The sequence below is a fragment of the Dyadobacter sp. 3J3 genome (assembly GCF_009801115.1).
GTDB lineage: Bacteria > Bacteroidota > Bacteroidia > Cytophagales > Spirosomataceae > Dyadobacter.
The window spans coordinates 39,770-57,627 of record NZ_VTOL01000025.1 but is presented as its reverse complement, the minus strand read 5'-3'; the positions used below and the strand labels follow the sequence as shown (position 1 = coordinate 57,627).

The 17,858-nt window shown below is 42.3% G+C and carries 18 protein-coding genes; 12 read left to right on the top strand and 6 right to left on the bottom strand.

Features of this window, described 5'->3' with window-relative positions:
* Positions 1–900 precede the first annotated feature (900 nt).
* The gene (locus FZF08_RS30010; RefSeq protein ID WP_159478048.1) at positions 901–1,374 is read left to right on the top strand and encodes a hypothetical protein; all 474 of its coding nucleotides are present in this window, start codon (positions 901–903) and stop codon (positions 1,372–1,374) included.
* A 19-nt stretch (positions 1,375–1,393) separates the two neighbouring features.
* Here FZF08_RS30010 and FZF08_RS30005 read toward each other — a convergent pair whose 3' ends face one another.
* Positions 1,394–2,299 (bottom strand): AraC family transcriptional regulator, encoded by a 906-nt coding sequence (locus tag FZF08_RS30005; protein ID WP_159478045.1) that lies wholly within the window; start codon positions 2,297–2,299, stop codon positions 1,394–1,396.
* Between the two features lie 62 nt (positions 2,300–2,361).
* On the opposite strand from FZF08_RS30005, the gene FZF08_RS30000 reads away from it, so the two are divergent.
* From FZF08_RS30000 to FZF08_RS29970, 7 genes are all read left to right on the top strand, one after another.
* Positions 2,362–2,499, top strand: coding sequence for a hypothetical protein (locus tag FZF08_RS30000; protein WP_159478042.1), 138 nt, complete (start codon positions 2,362–2,364; stop codon positions 2,497–2,499).
* Between the two features lie 24 nt (positions 2,500–2,523).
* Entirely contained in the window at positions 2,524–3,507 is a 984-nt protein-coding gene (locus FZF08_RS29995) for an aldo/keto reductase (protein ID WP_159478039.1), read from the top strand.
* Positions 3,508–3,582: 75 nt separating this feature from the next.
* A complete protein-coding gene (locus tag FZF08_RS29990; protein WP_200837200.1) occupies positions 3,583–4,326 on the top strand; it encodes an SDR family oxidoreductase in 744 nt (247 codons plus the stop codon).
* A gap of 203 nt (positions 4,327–4,529) precedes the next feature.
* Positions 4,530–5,180 (top strand): aldehyde dehydrogenase iron-sulfur subunit PaoA, encoded by a 651-nt coding sequence (gene paoA / locus FZF08_RS29985; RefSeq protein WP_159478036.1) that lies wholly within the window; start codon positions 4,530–4,532, stop codon positions 5,178–5,180.
* A gap of 44 nt (positions 5,181–5,224) precedes the next feature.
* On the top strand, positions 5,225–6,175 hold the full coding sequence (locus FZF08_RS29980; protein ID WP_159478033.1) for a xanthine dehydrogenase family protein subunit M: 951 nt from the start codon (positions 5,225–5,227) through the stop codon (positions 6,173–6,175).
* A 1-nt stretch (position 6,176) separates the two neighbouring features.
* The gene (paoC, locus tag FZF08_RS29975) at positions 6,177–8,375 is read left to right on the top strand and encodes an aldehyde oxidoreductase molybdenum-binding subunit PaoC (protein WP_159478030.1); all 2,199 of its coding nucleotides are present in this window, start codon (positions 6,177–6,179) and stop codon (positions 8,373–8,375) included.
* 61 nt (positions 8,376–8,436) lie between these two features.
* A complete protein-coding gene (locus FZF08_RS29970; RefSeq protein WP_159478027.1) occupies positions 8,437–8,664 on the top strand; it encodes a hypothetical protein in 228 nt (75 codons plus the stop codon).
* A 718-nt stretch (positions 8,665–9,382) separates the two neighbouring features.
* Here FZF08_RS29970 and FZF08_RS29965 read toward each other — a convergent pair.
* Positions 9,383–9,628, bottom strand: a complete 246-nt coding sequence (locus FZF08_RS29965; protein ID WP_159478024.1) for a hypothetical protein — start codon at positions 9,626–9,628, stop codon at positions 9,383–9,385.
* Positions 9,629–10,013: 385 nt separating this feature from the next.
* Between FZF08_RS29965 and FZF08_RS29960 the strand changes: the two genes are divergently transcribed.
* Positions 10,014–11,237, top strand: coding sequence for an ImmA/IrrE family metallo-endopeptidase (locus tag FZF08_RS29960; RefSeq protein ID WP_310590626.1), 1,224 nt, complete (start codon positions 10,014–10,016; stop codon positions 11,235–11,237).
* Between the two features lie 402 nt (positions 11,238–11,639).
* On the top strand, positions 11,640–11,783 hold the full coding sequence (locus tag FZF08_RS29955) for a hypothetical protein (RefSeq protein WP_159478018.1): 144 nt from the start codon (positions 11,640–11,642) through the stop codon (positions 11,781–11,783).
* A 523-nt stretch (positions 11,784–12,306) separates the two neighbouring features.
* Here FZF08_RS29955 and FZF08_RS29950 read toward each other — a convergent pair.
* The 4 genes from FZF08_RS29950 to FZF08_RS29935 form a co-directional block, all read right to left on the bottom strand.
* A complete protein-coding gene (locus FZF08_RS29950) occupies positions 12,307–13,227 on the bottom strand; it encodes a transposase (protein ID WP_255463778.1) in 921 nt (306 codons plus the stop codon).
* Positions 13,228–13,270: 43 nt separating this feature from the next.
* Complete coding sequence (locus FZF08_RS29945) at positions 13,271–13,633, bottom strand: transposase (protein WP_159478015.1); 363 nt, start codon at positions 13,631–13,633, stop codon at positions 13,271–13,273.
* 691 nt (positions 13,634–14,324) lie between these two features.
* Positions 14,325–14,456: a transposase domain-containing protein gene (locus FZF08_RS32440; RefSeq protein WP_409012678.1), complete on the bottom strand. Its 132-nt coding sequence runs from the start codon at positions 14,454–14,456 to the stop codon at positions 14,325–14,327.
* Positions 14,457–14,876: 420 nt separating this feature from the next.
* Positions 14,877–14,984, bottom strand: coding sequence for a transposase (locus FZF08_RS29935; RefSeq protein ID WP_229216758.1), 108 nt, complete (start codon positions 14,982–14,984; stop codon positions 14,877–14,879).
* A 351-nt stretch (positions 14,985–15,335) separates the two neighbouring features.
* On the opposite strand from FZF08_RS29935, the gene FZF08_RS29930 reads away from it, so the two are divergent.
* Positions 15,336–16,526, top strand: coding sequence for a hypothetical protein (locus FZF08_RS29930; RefSeq protein ID WP_159478012.1), 1,191 nt, complete (start codon positions 15,336–15,338; stop codon positions 16,524–16,526).
* 16 nt (positions 16,527–16,542) lie between these two features.
* Positions 16,543–17,526: an AraC family transcriptional regulator gene (locus tag FZF08_RS29925; protein WP_159478009.1), complete on the top strand. Its 984-nt coding sequence runs from the start codon at positions 16,543–16,545 to the stop codon at positions 17,524–17,526.
* Positions 17,527–17,858: the final 332 nt, after the last annotated feature.

Sequence of the window (17,858 nt, the reverse complement as noted above, 5' to 3'; positions counted from 1 at the left end):
GGTAAGTGCTCTAAATTTGTCGCAGGTCGCCCGGGCTTTTTCGTTTATTTGTTTCACAGCTACAAACTTAAAAACATGGGCGGCTTTTTTTTATGCCCTTACAAATCTATTCGTGATATTGTCTATTTAATATGAAGTTTAATTCTTCAATGTCTGCCTTGTTGTATTTTTCGACATATATTTTATCAAATTTTTTTAGCGACTTATAATTCAAGCCATTTTTTACCAAAGCATTCAGTTCATCAAAACATGCCGTAGCGAACGCTGGACCGGCTAAGCTGAATAGGAATCCAAGATTAGAACCTATATGCTGCCACCAATGGATGTTCTCATGTATAGACGTCGAATTTGCTCGGATGGCTTCTTCATTAAATTCTCCTTTTTGGAGAGAACTGCGTACGTCATCTCTTAATCGTAGTACGAATTGAAATGTGCTATATGATCCTTTGACTGAACTCCCATTTAGTCTGGAAGAAAACAGTAGCTCATCTGGCAATAGCTCGTCAGGGTTTAAGTCCATTTTTTATTACAAAATTTTTATAAACAATTCTAAGGTGTCGATGAATGTATCTAATGGATGCTATCCAAGGACACATTCCTCTAAAATCCAAATGTGAATATCTGAAAAGCATTTAACAGTTCAAAAAAATTGATTTGTCATCGGCAAGCTGCTCAATCCGGTCCCTACAAATCCTCTCCGTCAAATCCCACAACAACGCCACGCGACTACCCAAATACTCTAACTCCGCCTCTTCAATCCTCTAATTCCTATTATACATTGCATCAATATACGCTTTTTGAGAATAACAAACAGTCGCTTTTCCTCCTCAGTCGACATTGGAAACACGGTCACAAATTCTGGAAGCTGTTTGACAACCTGATTTCTAGTATCTCAATGTCGTGAATTCTTGGCTTATACATGTGAATGCGAATTGCGAAATTTTGCCTGGCGTTCTGGTGGATATCTGGCAATGCGATAAGGACGGTTATTATTCCGAATACGGTGGAAATAGCTCACAATCTGTCAGCTTAACGGATTTGCATTTTTTAAGAGGGCGTCAAACAACTGACTCCTCGGGTCTGGTAGCCTGGACAAGCATTTTCCCTGGCTGGTATCCGGGCCGGGCACCGCATATTCACGTTCATATTTACAGCAGCTCGGGCACTTCCTTACTCGTTACCCAAATTGCTTTTCCCAAGGAAATTTGTGACACTGTTTACAGGCAGGGTGTTTATGCAACTCATGGGCTGCAAGATACCACCAACGAAAGGGACATGGTTTTCAATGACGGTGTTGCCAATCAAATGGCGCAAATATCAGGAAGTGTGGCAAATGGATTTGTCTTAAATCATACGATCAATGTAAGGTCATAGTATGTGATCAGATCCATTCTCAATTCAAATTACTAATCGCCCGAAATGCATTAGGCGTTTGCCCGACACGTTGTTTGAATAACCTTGAAAAATGCTGTGGATATTTAAATCCCATTTCAAAGGCGATCTCGCTTACTGTTTTGGTCTGGTCAAAAATTCTTTCTTTGGCTACATCAATTATTTTTGCCTGAATATAATCCTGAGCGGTTTGTCCGGTTTCTTTTCTGACCAGGTCCCCAAAATACTTTGTTGAAAGGTTCAGCTCATCGGCGAAATACGCTACCGAAGGTAGTCCGATCAAACCGGGTTTTTCTGACAAAAAGTAGTTTGTTAAAAGCGTTTCAAACCGTTCTAGGATACCTTTGTGCACGGTATCGCGGGTAAGGAATTGCCGGTCGTAAAAGCGCGTGCAGTAATCTAAAAACAGCTCTATATTCGAAACGATTAACTTCCTGCTGTGCTTGTCGATAGCGTGTTCAAGTTCGTATTTTATTTTGGAAAGACAATCCAGAACAATTTGTCTTTCCCGCTCGGAGATATGCAAAGATTCGTGGCTCTGATAGCTAAAAAAGCTGTATTCATGGATGTGCTGATTCAGTGAAGTACCGTGCAGAAGATCCGGATGAAAAACCAGCGCGTAACCATTTGGCTTGTATAATTCGTCGTAATTTTCAACATTCACCACCTGGCCAGGCGCAAAGAAAACGAGCGTGCCTTCCTGATAATCATAATACTGCTTGCCATAGCGCAAGTCGCCGCATGGTACTCCTTTAAGCATGACAAAGTACAGCCCCAAATACATGTTTTGGTTCCGGCGCATGTCTGCTTTTGACAGGTCAACAACAGTCACCAAAGGATGCAGCGTTTCGTGCTGGTTGAATGCATTGTATTCACTTACCGAGTCAAAGCGGATCTGATTTTCCATAGTCTATTTTATTAATCGATACCAAATTACAGATTTCAACAGCGCATCACTATTTACAGAACATGAATCCGGAACATTGGTATAAATATCAGGAATATATATACAAAGTGATCGCGAAAATGGCCGGAACTTTGTCATACAATAATCGGAGCTTGAAGGCTGAGATGATGTGCCAGTCTTCCGAATGGCTGGCGATTTGAACGATAGATTAGGTAATTGAAAATATGGAAAAGCGAAAATTAGGAAATAGCGGGCTGGAAGTTTCTGCGGTTGGCCTGGGATGCATGGGGCTGAGCTTTGGTTACGGGCCTGCAACTGAAAAGCAGGAAGCCATTAAACTGATCCGCAGAGCCGTGGAGCTAGGCGTTACTTTTTTTGACACAGCCGAGGCATATGGACCCTTTGCGAATGAAGAATTGCTAGGTGAGGCTTTGGAGCCATTTCGCAAGGATGTGGTGATCGCGACCAAGTTCGGTTTTGCGGGTGGGATGCCAGCCATGGGTCTTGATAGTCGTCCGGAAAACATCCGCGCCGTCGCCGAAGCATCATTGAAACGTTTGCGTACGGATGTAATCGACCTGTTTTACCAGCATCGGGTGGACCCCAATTTACCGATTGAAGATGTTGCCGGAGCCGTAAAGGATTTAATCAGTGAAGGAAAAGTGAAACATTTTGGCCTTTCGGAGGCGGGCGTTGCGACCATTCGCAGGGCACATGCTGTGCAGCCGGTTGCCGCTTTGCAAAGTGAATATTCGCTTTGGTGGAAAGAACCAGAGGCCGAAATCTTGCCCACATTGGACGAGCTGGGGATTGGCTTTGTGCCTTTCAGCCCGTTGGGGAAGGGTTTTCTTACTGGTAAAATCAATGCCGACACGACGTTTGACAAAAGTGATTTTAGAAATAAAGTCCCTCGTTTTACAGAGGAAAACAGGAAAGTAAACCAAAACCTGGTGGATTTGCTGGGTCAGATTGCAACCCAAAACCAAGTAACTGCTGCGCAAATTGCATTGGCCTGGCTGCTGGCACAAAAACCGTGGATCGTCCCCATTCCGGGAACTACAAAACTCCACCGCCTCGAAGAAAATCTGGGCGCCGTCAATGTTCAGTTGAGTGCAAATGATTTAAGCGAAATCAATACAGCGGTTTCTCGGATTGAGATTTTGGGTGCACGCTACCCGGCCGAAATCCAAAAACAAGTTGAACGCTAACGCGTTAGAATTCTAGTTGTGCTCATTTGGAGCGAGATTAAATTAACAAAAAGTAAAATCAGATTATTAATAATCATGGAAAATATCAAAGGAAAAGTAGTTGTAATTACCGGAGCGAGCAGTGGCATGGGCGAAGCAGCCGCAAAGTATCTGGCAAACTTAGGAGCATCTGTTGTGCTCGGCGCCAGAAGGGCTGATAAAATTGAAAAGCTTTCAAAGGAAATCAATGATAATGGTGGAAAATCTCTTGCAATAGAAGTGGACGTGACCAAAAGGGATGAGGTAAAGCAATTCGTCGACTCAGCAGTTAAGCATTTTGGTAGGGTTGACGTCATACTTAATAACGCTGGTGTCATGCCGTTATCACCTATGGACCGCCTCAATGTCGAGGAGTGGGACACCATGATCGATGTGAATATAAAGGGCGTGCTCTATGGTATTGCTGCTGTGCTGCCTTATATGAAAGAACAAAAGTCAGGCCAGATTATCAACACATCTTCGGTGGCAGGACATAAAATATTCGGCGGTTCTGCGGTTTATTCCGCTACCAAGTTTGCTGTGCGGGCATTGACCGAAGGATTACGCATGGAAGTGAAGCCTTATAACATCCGTACAACCATTGTCTGCCCTGGTGCTGTTAAAACAGAATTGCTCGACCATATCACAGAAGCCGATATCCAGAAAGCGAACCAGGATTATGTAGGATCAGTCGGAATCAGTCCGGAAAGTTTTGCGCGTGTTGTTGCTTTTGCAATCAGTCAGCCGGACGATGTAGATATCAATGAAGTGATCTTTCGCCCGACGGCTCAGGAATTGTAAGAGTGCCATTTGGGTAGTTTGATATTCATAATCAATTGTTTGATATCCTACATTCTCGCCGATCAGGTTAGTTTATATTGCGGATATTAAAATAGTGCAGGATAATCAGGATTTTGTGCTTAAATTTCTCATAGCATAACCTGAATTGCTTATATTGGAGGTAGTTAAGGTAATTCAACAAGTTTTAGGTAAAAGGCGGAACTATGGAAAATGAAGATAGAACAGGCCACATCTCGCGGCGTGAAATGCTGGCAGGGACTGCCATGGCAGTTACGGCTATGGCCATCACAAAAGTCACTGGATTGGAAGCAGCAACTGCACCGGCGGCGATACAGCCGGTTGAATTGGCCGGGGTTTCTTTCCGTGTGAACGGTAAAGCAATTACTCTGGAAATGGATACCAGAACAACCTTACTGGACGCGCTCAGAGAGAAGTTGTTTTTGACCGGAACTAAAAAAGGTTGTGATCACGGGCAATGCGGTGCCTGCACAGTGCTTGTCAATGGAAAGCGCATCAATTCCTGCTTGTCACTGGCATTGCAACACGAAGACGATGCGATCACCACAATCGAGGGATTAGGAACACCTGATAATCTTCATCCCATGCAGTCCGCATTTATAAAACACGACGGATACCAGTGCGGCTATTGCACGCCGGGACAAATTTGTTCGGCCGTTGCCGTGCTTGAAGAAATAAAAGCAGGAATTCCAAGTCATGCCAGTGCTGATCTGAATGCGCAGATGGCTTTTACCAACACGGAATTCCGGGAAAGAATGAGCGGGAATATCTGCCGTTGTGGTGCGTATTCCAACATTGCCGAAGCTGCCGCGGAGGTTGCTGGCGTAAAAGGCTGACATAGCCATTTGCGGTAAATCTTTTCACACCTGAACTGTATCTAATGAAATCATTCACATACGAGCGCGTTACCACGCCGGCCGAGGCGGCCGCAGCAGTTGCCGCTAAGCCCGGTGCTAAATTTTTGGCAGGCGGTACAAACCTGCTTGATCTGATGAAATTACAGATCGAGACGCCAGTCCACCTGATCGACATTGGCCGGATAGGACTGGACAAAATTGAAAAGACCGCTAATGGCGGTGTAAGGATAGGAGCGCTGGTCCGTAATACCGACCTTGCGGCAGACCCGCATATCCGTAAAGACTACGGCATTTTATCCAGGGCGCTGCTTGCGGGTGCCTCCGGGCAGCTTCGCAATAAGGCAACCACGGCGGGCAATCTTTTACAGCGCACGCGGTGCCCCTATTTTTATGATACCAACCAGCAATGCAATAAACGGGTACCCGGCAGCGGATGTGCCGCAATTGCAGGTTTCAGCAAACAACTTGCTGTCATCGGAAGCAGTGACGCCTGCATCGCGACTTATCCCGGCGATATGGCCGTGGCCATGACGGCCCTGGACGCAGTGGTTGAAACCATCAATCCAGCTGGCAAAACCCGGCAGATTCCCATTTCGCAATTTTATCGTTTGCCGGGGAAAACGCCACATCTGGAAACCAATCTGGAAAAGAATGAGCTGATTACTGCCGTCGTGTTGCCTGCCCCGGTCGGTGGCACGCATATCTACCACAAAGTCCGTGACCGGGCTTCATACGCATTTGCACTGGTGTCGGTTGCCGCCATTTTATTTAAAGATGGAAGTGGAAGGATTGCCGTTGGGGGTGTTGCTCCAAAGCCGTGGCGTGTCCCGGGTGCAGAAAGTCTGTTACCATCGGGTGCTAAGGCATTTACTGCAAAACTGATGGAAGGTGCCAGGCCGACCAAGGATAATGAATATAAGCTCAGCCTGGTAGAGCGTACCATTGCACTAGTCTTAAAAGAAGGGAAAAACTGATATGAAATTCGACAAACCAGCTGGGCAAAACCCAATCGATCAGTTAAAAGTCGTTGGCAAGCCGACCGACCGCGTTGAAGGCCCTTTGAAAACAACCGGCACGGCCAAATATGCCTATGAATACAATGAGGAGGTTAAGAATCCTGCTTACGGATATATTTTAGGTGCCGCTATTGCGCGCGGGACGATTACGCGAATTGACCAGACCGCGGCCAACGCTGCGCCAGGCGTGTTATCGATTGTGACCGCTGCTAATGCCGGACCGTTGCAGACCGGTAAGTTTTACGTCAGCCGTTTTCTGGCCGGGCCGCAGGTCGATCATTACCATCAGGCAGTTGCCATTGTTGTAGCGGAAACCTTCGAACAGGCAAGGTCGGCGGCCGCGCTCTTGAAGGTTGAATACAAAAAACAATCAGGCAGTTATGATCTGGAAGCTTCAAAAGACAGCGCCGGGCCTCCTTCGCCAGGTCCATACACTCCCCCGGCTGAAACGCGTACAGGCGATTTCGAAGGTGCATTTGAGACGGCCCAGGTAAAATTAGATCAATCTTACTCCACGCCCGATCAGGCGCATGCGATGATGGAGCCTCATGCAACCATTGCGAAATGGGATGGTGATAAGCTGACCTGCTGGTGTACCATACAACAGCTCAACTGGGGAGTCCGCGACCTTGCGTTTATTCTGGGTATACCCAAAGAAAATGTGCGGCTCATCTCAGCTTACATCGGCGGGGGATTTGGGGGAAAAGGTACGGTACTTTCGGATCTGGTAGCGGCCAGTCTGGCGTCTCGTGCAGTTGGCAGGCCAGTGAAGCTGACATTGCAGCGTCCCCTGATGTTCAACAACACAATCCACCGTCCCAAAACCATCCAGCGGATCCGGATCGGGGCAAAGTCGGATGGAACCATCACGGCGATAGGCCATGAAAGCTGGTCAGGGAATCTGCCAGGCGGCATGACCGAATCAACTATTGCATCAACCCGGCTGTTATATGCTGGTGCCAACAGGCTCACCAAGCTGCGGCTGGCTGTTTTGCACCTGGTTGAAGGCAGTGCCATGCGCGCACCAGGAGAGGCATCGGGTATGATGGCACTGGAAATAGCAATGGATGAAATGGCTGAAAAGCTGCAAATGGATCCAGTCGGTTTCCGGATTAAAAATGATACTCAGGAAGATCCCGAGAAACCAGGACGCATGTTTTCCACACGTAAATTAGTGGAATGCCTGCAGACGGGAGCTGATAAATTTGGTTGGGAGAAACGGAATGCCAAACCAGGTGCAATCAAGGAAGGGGACTGGCTCATCGGCATGGGCGTAGCATCTGCCATGCGTGGAGCGCCTATTGTTAAGTCAGCAGCACGTGTACGCCTTGACAATAGTGGCAAGATCACCGTTGAAACAGACATGACCGATCTCGGTACGGGCACCTACACCATCATCGCACAGACAGCCGCAGAGATGATGGGCGTCGGGATCGATCAGGTTAAGGTGAAGCTTGGCGATTCGTCCTTCCCGGAGTCATCAGGGTCTGGCGGGCAATTGGGCGCTGCGTCTTCCACTTCCGGCGTATATGCTGCATGCATGAAACTGCGCGAAGCGGTGGCTAATAAGCTTGATTTCGATGCTGAAAAAGCGCAGTTTTCGGACGGCCGCATTATTCTGGGTGATAAAAGTGCGGCATTAAGTGAGGCTGCCAAAGATGGGGAGCTTGTAGTGGAAGATGAGATGACCTACGGCGAACTTTCCAAACAATTTGCACAGGATACTTTCGGGGCACATTTTGTTGAGGTGGGCGTGAATGCTTTTACATTTGAGATCCGTGTAAGAAGGATGCTGGCAGTATGTCACGCAGGGCGGATACTGAACCCGAAGGCCGCGCGCAGCCAGGTAATTGGCGCGATGACGATGGGTGTTGGAGCGGCCCTAATGGAGGAAATGGTGGTTGACAAGCGGGTAGGTTTTTTTGTAAATCATGACCTTGCAGGTTATGAAGTGCCCGTTCATGCGGACATCCCGCACCAGGAAGTAATCTTGCTCGAAGATATTGACCCAACGATGTCACCCATGAAAGCGAAGGGGATTGGCGAGCTGGGTATTGTTGGCGTTGCAGCCGCCGTGGCCAATGCGGTTTATAATGCAACCGGAATCAGGGTCCGGGATTACCCTGTTACGCTGGACAAGCTTTTAAGAGCAGTCTGAGTTTGAATAGGCAGCCGGGATCATATTCAAACAAACTTGTTTAAAAAAAATAAAATTAAAAATGGAAAACCAGACAGAAAATAAAAACATAGATCCTAAAATGCGAAGAGGCTTTTTAAAAGCAGCCACTTTGATGGGTTTGGGAACAATTGCTGCCGGAGCCGGTAAGAGTTATGCAGTTGCTGACCAGGGGCCGGAAAAGAAAAAAGATATTGGTGTTATGCTCACTGAGAAGAGGTCATTGGGTTCGAAGAAGAACCCGTTAGTGGTTTCGTCCATTCGGTTGTGATGCATGGGAATGCACACGGGCCGTGGTGTCCACCCTGATTATAAGAGCATGGTCAAACGTATCCGTCCGATAAAACCAGTTTGGCTGATTTAGGAATTGAATTATTTCAATTTTTAATCTTTTTTGGTTGATTTCTTAATCGAAATCACGAAGATATTAAACGTAAGGCCTTGATATTGAATTATCAAATGGATTTTTATTGTAAATTTAGATTATGAAATCTTTGAAGTTATCAAACATATCGCTATGAAATTTTCTCAATCTGGAACCGTGATGTTCTTCACGGAAGGTTTAATTTTTATTGCAGCAATTATTGTTTATAAAATTGGTGACAATTAGTAAAGTTGAAACAGAATAAACATTTATTAATTGCCCACCAGGAAATAGCTTGTTCCACAAATCATCCTTATCCTTGACGATGCCGTAAAAGGCTGTAATGACAGCGAGGGCGACCAGAACATTGGCTATGATTTTTTTAGGTTCCATGAGATTCTACTAAATATCGCATAACGGCCAGGGCTTTATGCAGATTGGGAATCAGTATTCCGTCTGCCCGGAACAGCTGCTGATTGAAAATATGTGGATGAAGTTAATAAAAACAGCTGATAGATGTTCTTCTGCTGGAACTGAAGCTGGGATTTGCAAATAGCTGATGTTACAATGTCGAGCCCAAATTGCATAAAACCCAATGTTATGCGCTGCCTTCAATGTCATCCGCTTATTTTACATAGGAATTGGGATTATGAACTCTCATTCTGCGTGCTTTGGAAATTGTTAGTTTTCTTAATTCATCCCATTTATCCTTTTCTTGAACGTCTTCATCATTCGGACTGAAAGTAGTCAGCAATGGATATACGGCCAGTAACAATTCGGTCACATCATCTTTCAACATGTTTTTATTTTTTTTCAGTAATTTGATTGATTTAGGCCATTCTTTTAAACGATATGACTTTGATAATTCCAATTACAAATCTTCATTTTTAATAAACTCAATAAGCTTCTTTACCGCTAGTTCGAGATCGTAGACAAAAGCCTGGAGAACAAAGCCCATAAACAGGTGTCAAAACATCCTGAGATACACTTTTGCGGATTGGTCCGTTAAAGGAGGTTAAAGGCAGTAAAGTGCTGCCAGGATTTACAACTGAAGATTTTATTATTATCTTTCAACTAAAATTTAACTGGCTGAAAATTGGACTTCTGCGGAAACGTTAAGGCAATTTTAAGTTTGAAGAACAAAACACAGATCGGTTGCCTATATCAAATTTGAATCTATAAAATTTTGAAAGCAGGATACAACACTACTTTGATTGGAGATATTTTTGAGTCGAAGTCTTTAGAGATTATTAAAAATCCAAAAAGAACAGCTTGGTCACCTAAGTAAACACTTAAAGATATTTACGAAGAAAGACAAAGGATATTATTCGTCATTAAGACGAAAGGATATTTTTTTCGATATTACAATAGAAGTGTGGCCACCTGGAGCTACACGATATTCGTTAATATATATTATTGAATGCAAAAGTTACAATAAACGCGTTCCTGTCGATGATATTGAAGAATTTTATGGTAAGATTCAGCAAGTTGGCGGCGTGAACGTAAAAGGAATATTTATTTCAAATTCCCCATTGCAGGAGGGGGCATTTAATATTGCTGAGTCAGTTGGCATGATGGTCATTCAGGGGGAATCAGCTCAAGACTATAATATAACGCTCCATAAAACTTCAAAGAACTGGAAAACGGGCAGGCAGGACTCTTTGCCATTTATCATTGCAACTTCAAATAGTGAGATTCTGGGTGAGGGAGAAAGGCTTATCGAAAGGCTTATAGATAAAGAAATAGTAGAGATTTTTCGGGAAAATAATGATTCTAAATCCGTCCTTTACAACATCGATAAATTGACTAAGGAAGATATAGAAAACCATGCAATGCAGATACTGGAGAGTATCAACCCGAAAATCATTTCAGAAGCCTATCCATTATCTGTGAAACAGTTAGAAAACTTTCTAAGAGAACGAGAAGAAGTTAAGCTAGTTGATTTTGTAGATAACGACAGTTTGCTAGGATGGTGCGACATTAAAGCCAGTACGATCGGAATAAATAAGTTAGTGGTTGGTTCTGGTAGACACCTATTCATTTTGGCACATGAGTACGGACATTTTCATTTACATCAAAAGCTGCAAATCGGGCAGAATTCTTATGATCAATTTTCTGATTCGGAATATAATTTTCGTAAAAATAGTCATGATTTGAAAAATCCGAAAAACTGGATCGAATGGCAAGCAAATTATTTTGCATCGTCGCTGCTGCTGCCTAAGCCGCAATTTTTAGCCAGACTGTGGAAAACTCAAGACAGTCTTCAATTGCGCAGAGGGAAGTATTATTTGGACGATCAATTTCATAACAGACAGGACTTTATGGAGTTGACAAAAAAGATGGCTTATTTTTTCAATGTTACAAAAACCTCAATAATCTATAAGATGTATGACATGGAATTACTGATAAATAACAGTAAACTAAAGTCGATCGGTCAACTGATATCTGAATATCAAGACGATCTTTTTCCTAAAAATTAACATGCAAGAATTCTTAACGACCCAAGAAAAATCTTCCATATGATTCCGGATGTGTTACTTTATTAATTCTATGAAATAAATTTTGAAAGAAGATTACAATTACAAACAACATTTCAAAGTCTCGTTTAACTTTCTGCAATTTGTTTGTAGTCTGAAATCTTATTCGCGGTTCTATTTAAATGCGTTAGGTTTTGCCTTCAAATTTTCCTAAAATTCGTCCATAAATTACTTCTCAATAAGGAGCCAATCTTGCAGTTTCCGTGGCGCCTAGAAATACAACGCTGATGGAAGCCTGTGGCCGCTGCATAGTTATACCAATATCGAAATTTAACACTATGCAATGGTACTTATGGTTACTTCTGCTTACTTTCAGCAAAGTCCGACAGGGATAAATTTGAATAATTGAAAACGCCTGAGGAAGTACTGAGAAAAGCGGGACACACCAAAGGACCTTTGCTGGGAGAATTACCAGCTGCTATTGGTGCTGACACTGCAATGGTAAGTATAGTTGAAATGGAGAGCGAAATCCGACCAGTATACAGATAGAACTGCTGTCAAAGGCCGTGGCCTTGACTGAGAAAGAGCTTTTAATCACGTTTTTAAGTGAGAAGGTAGCCAATGATTTGATTTTTAAGTTACCGTGAAAGCCTTGAGGCCAGCACTTGAAAAAATAGATTTTTTCCGCAGAAAACACTGCAAAAAATGATTCGACATCGGTTGAAATCGTCAATTTTCAAAAATCGAGCACCCTGGCTGCGTGCCGATTTTCACTGGCATAGGCTGAGATATAAAGAATTTAGAAGGTTTGAGAAGGCATATTGCTCTTTCCGCTTAAAAAATGACCTGTCTGAATAAATGGCGTCTCAGCCTTCATATTAAATTGTGATAGGTGCAAACTTGACGGAATCAATAGTAAGATTGGAGCATAATCTGCTTTGTCAAAATTAGGAGAGGTTCAATGCGCAAGCGTAAACAAGATATGAGTCGTTACTAAATTTAAAGGATTACTGAAATTTTAAATTTGACCACTATTTTGGGATCAAGACCAAAACTTGTGGAGCAACTTAGATTAAGCATATAACTGAGTTAGGCGATAAAGGAAGAATTCAACGTTCTGGACGCCTCTGAACTGAGATCTAAATGCCTTGATTTTTGCGTTGAAGGATTCTGCCGAAGCATTGGTGCTTCGGTTATCAAAATAGTTTACAATGGTTTTATAATGGTTCTCTATCGATCTTGCGACGGTATTAAATGACTTAAAACCTGATTGTCTGACCTTCTCATGCCATTTGGCTAGTCTGGTTAACCCATAAATCTTTTCAGTTGTGTTAGTAAAGATGTTGCTGAGTTCTTGTGCCAGATCATATGCTTTTTTAAGATCAGGGAAGCGTTCAAAGACCAGCTCTGCTCTTTCTTTTTGGCTTGGGGTCCATGTATTAGGCTTTTTATAAAGTGCATATCTGCTAGGTGCCATTAATTGTTTAACCGTATCTCCGTTGGATAGAACCTGGGGTTCATATACTGCCTGGGATGCTTTGGCTTGCTCAATGGCATCGTTTTCTTCGTCTAAAGCTTCCCAGCGGTACTTTATGCGTATTTCCTGTAAGGCTTCTGTGGCTAATTGTTGTACGTGGAAACGATCCGTAACACGTGTAGCTCTTGGAAAACATCGTTTGGCAATCATTGACATGCTGCCAGCCATGTCCAGGGTGATTTCTGTAACTTTTTTGCGCTGGGATTCGGGAATTTTACGGATAATTTCAATAATCGCTTCGGCTTTTGTACCGGCCACGATGGCAACTATACTGCCACGACCACCCTTGGCAGCTTTGTTTGTAAGAATTGTGTACAGCTCGCCTCGGGAAAGGCTAGTTTCATCAATAGATAGCTGAGAGCCTATGTTTTCAGGAAAGAGCAACCACTTTTTTGCATGTACTTTCTGATCCCAGTTCTTAAATCCGCTCTGAAAATCTCGATATTGGCGTAGCAAATCCTTACCGTTTACTCCGTAGAACTTTCCGATTGCCCATGCGCTATTCGGGCTGATATCGATTGACTTCTTTTAAAAAAGCGGAAAACTCACTGGTCATCCGCGTTCCTTGTGCTACTTCTGTCCAGTCCCTGTATACTACTTTTCCCGTTTTAGTGTTGAGCCACCTGCGGCGCTTGATATGAAGAAAAACCTTATGACCACGAATTGGGAAATCTTGGACGGTAATTGTTGGAAAGAATCCTTTGGAGAGCAAATCCTTCTTTTGAGGATCAGTATCAGCAGTATTCTTCTCTTCGATACGAACATGAAATGTATCTCCGTCTTTATCTACAGAAGTAAGTGTAAAATTTTCTAAAATGAATTCGGGTAACAGAAACTGGATAATAGGCAAGAAACTCTCCAAAACAAATAGGTTTGATTAAAAACACAAACCTAGAAAAATCCTATACACTCCACAAGTTTTGGACTTGATCCTAAAAATGACTGATTATTAAATCATTATGTATAAAAAAAGCGCCGTTTGAGGCGCTTTCAGTGATCCCGCTGGGATCATTTTTTATGACTGAAAACACCCTTAAATCGTTTAATTCTTTCTTTTTATCAAATTGGTAACCGATTAGGTAGCCCAATAGTTTGACTCGATATGATGAGTTTTGATATCAATTTATATCTTGTGTAAAAATAAGAAATTTACTCATTTGATACAAATCTGTGACAAATTTCTTACGAAGTTGTTTTTCTTGGTTTTAATATGCTGGATTGAGAAAAATTTGTATAAAAATTTACTGCGAAAAGTTTGCGCACAAGAAGAAATAACAAGCCGACTGTATTGCCCTAATATAGCTTTGCACTAAAGCAGAAACGGATGAATATAAATGGGAAGAAAGTTACGGTCAAAAATCGAAAACCTTACGAGTGTTTAAGCGAGAGGGAAAAAAGGAAGATTGTCCATGAAGTAAATTCGGGATTAATTGGTCAGAGAGCATGTGCAAAAAATACGGTCTGAGTCGAAACACACCTAGTGCATGGATAACTGATTTTTCGTATCCAACCGACGAACCCATATTGTGTAGATGGGCTTTCTGACAGGTAAGTTAACCGTTCTGATTCCGGTATTCCAACCAGGTATTTGGAAGTAGTTGGTATAGGTCTTTTTGTTTGTGTGACTGGATCCTTTCGAAGACATCTTTGAGCCATTCTTGCTCATCAACACCATTTTCTTGCAAGTGGCCATAAATGAATACATTGCTGCTGTCATTTCCGCTGCTTGGTGAGAGCCAGCAAATAAAAATGCCTTTCTTCCAATTTTATGTAAAGCTTTACCTGAAATTGGTTATGCATAGCTGACGATTATGTAAAGTCATACCCCAAAATCAACGTTTTACGGTGCTCAGCATGATATTTGTGTGAAATTACTTTTCATAATATTATTCATCCCGGCCACGAGTAATAGACAAAGGCAATCATCCATAGACCGATTACATCCGGAATATTAGCATTTCTTTCCTTTTTGCGTTGTTTTTGAAATATCTATCCCGCACTCATATCAACAATACTGATAATATTATGTAAAGTAAAAATCCAGTCAATATGAGTTTGTTTGATTCTATGGGCTTTATTTCAGTTCAACTTTACATAACGCTCAACTATACATAACCTATCGCAAGGGGCCTAATTACATTCTCGGCAAGATTGTTATCAATTTCAATTTGCCCAAGTAATGCATACGCACTGAGTCTTTCCCAACGGGGCAAGGTATAAGCTATTCCTTATTGCACCACTTTTGGGACCCTAAGCTACATTTATTAAGAGTATTATGTGAAATGATTCTTTCCATGGCTACCGGCATGGCTGATTTAGCTATATAAAAAAGTAGTAAGTCGCAGTTTTTGAAATTCTGCTGACATAGTTTTGTGTTTTTAAAGCTTAAATATTTAATAAACCAAGAAAGGTACTCTTCTAAGAATTCCTGGAATCTTGCAGGAAATGGATACCAACTTTTGGCATTTAATATTTGCAGAGAAGTCTTGCCTATGATGGAATTGAAAATGCAACTTAGGATATCGTACAGACAAATTTCATTACTCACTTTACTCAATGTAGCTATGCAAAGAACGTATTCACTTGAGTGGCTAGATCTGCTGGTCAACGTCACCCTCAATCCCTCAAAAACGCAAGTTAGCGCCATAACTGATCAGCAGTTTGATTCGGTTTTAAAGACGACAGCAGAAGAGATTGACAGACTTCGATCTCGCTTAAAAGGTAAATTTTTGGGAATTACGAGTTATCCTGAGCTTAAACTACTCGTAAGACGTTATCATTCAGATCTTACTATTCTGTTGGATAAAGCGAACGAAAATTGTAACCTGGCTCTTAGCGAATCTCCAGAACTGAAACTTGCATGCCAGGCTGTGATCAGAAACCTTGAAGAATTATTGTCATTTATTGAAATTTATTATGGTCAATTTCTTGGTCTTGATGAGCGGGTGCCGGTGACTTACCTGCTTGTTACGGCAGAAGAGCTTCGAAAGAGATTAAACGGGCTAAAGAGCAAGCTTTTCAGAAGGACGGGAGACAAAATCCTTACTTCAATCGTTTTTGACACCCTTTACAACTTTCCCAACAATGATCGGCCGATAACATTCCGCGAAATTATTTATAAAAAGGAGATGGTCGCAGAACTTGAACAGATTGTCGAAGTCAAGGCAGACACCAAAGTTTACAACGCGCTTAACGAGCTTTTAATTTACCGGAATTTTAATAAAAAGGCCTACCTGCGGTATTTTACTGAGAAGATAGCAGGGAAAGTTAATGCATGTGCCCGTATTCAGGAAAAGCTCGACCAACTCAGGCTCTCATGGAAGGAATTTAATCAGATGTACAAAAAGCCGGATGTGAGATTGAATCCGCGCTACGCTGATATCAAAGACGTTGTTGGCAACTGGTTTTCCGAAGAGGTGGGTTATCTGGAAAGGAAATTGCATTTCCAGGTAAATCATTTTGAAAGCAGGAATGACGGAGCGAAGGCAAACGAGAATGAAGGGCTTAAAATACATCTTGGATTAAGTTCTGATCAAATCGCTATCCTGTTACGTGCTATCTGTGATGCGGGCATTTTGCAGATGCGATCCTTACAAGCTGCTTTTAAAACGATTGTTCCTTTTTTGGCATCCGAGAAGCATAAAAACCTTTCATGGGAAAGTGTAAGGAAACGAGCATATTCGGTAGAGGATAAAGACAAACAGAAAGTTATCTTTTTTTTGGAAAAGGCTATAAAGCATATTCAGACTTACTGATTAAAAATGATGTGAGATGGAAACGGACGTTATAATCGCATTGCCACCAGACCTATTGGCAGGTGCCAGCACGGAACATGAATTACCGGAGATGAACAGATACTTGTTGCCGAAGTTGCCAGTTAAGGTTACAAGATGGACTGGAGGTTGCATGAGGCACCAACAATGGGTAGGAGAAAATTTTATCGTTCAGATACTTGTTCTGGATGTCAAGAAAACGCTCGCCGCAGAACTAGCGGTAAAAAATACTAATACAATTTTTTTTTATGTCTTAAAAGGTTACTTCCAATGCAAATCGAAGCAGCAGACTTTTCAAATCAGAAACGGAGAGTTTTCTATTTTAGGTGCACAACCTGAAAGATATGAATTAAGATTGGTGCCGGGATCTCATGTATATTTCTTTTTTTATTTGAGACAGGAGCTCACAGAGAAACTCGCAGGAGAATATACGGTGCTGCTTCAACTTTTCAATAAATCCCGCGATCACGAAATTACGGCATATGGAGGTGGAAAGGTCAATCGACAGATCAATCGTATCATGTTCAAGCTTAAACAAATTGTTCCTGACGGTAAAATAACAGACCACAAAGCGGAGGGATTATTACTTGAACTCGTCGGGCTTTGCCAGCATTGGAAAGAGGATCAAGATAGCGTTCCCACTAAAACAACAAGGGATCTTGTTCAGGAAGTAAGAGGATATGTTGATTCCCAAACATTAGAGGGAACCGTTACTATAAAGGAAGTAGCCGATATTTTCAGTCTTACACCCGAAAGGCTGGGGCAGGTCTTCGGCGATTTGTTCGGCGTCTCTCTACGTGAATATATAGTCACAGTTCGTATGAATGAGGCATACCGGCTTCTAACACAGCATAGTATGTCTGTCACAGATGTTGCTGAAACGCTCGGATATACCAGCCCATTTAATTTTAGCAGGAGGTTTAAATCGCATTTTGGTTATCCACCCAGTGACGCAGCAAAGAGAAAAAGCCAAAGTGAATAAATATACGGGGAACATACCTTTAAAATTCGAATAAATAAAAAATAGGTAAAAGAAAAATGATAGGTTAATAATCTGAGAAATCTACATTCTTTGGGTGGAAAATTCTATCCAACTTTGTCTTGGTAATATGAGAACAGTAGCCTTTGGAGATGGCAGATTTATTTTGCAGAACATAACATATATACCTAAGCGTTAGAAACGATAGCCGTATTTTGGATTGAATTATTATAGATGATGCAATCGTTTATACGCACTGATGTAAATTTTTGATAACTGAAGCGGTTGTATCATTTGGAGAAAGGTATAGTGATTTGACTTCCTTCTGCATGAGG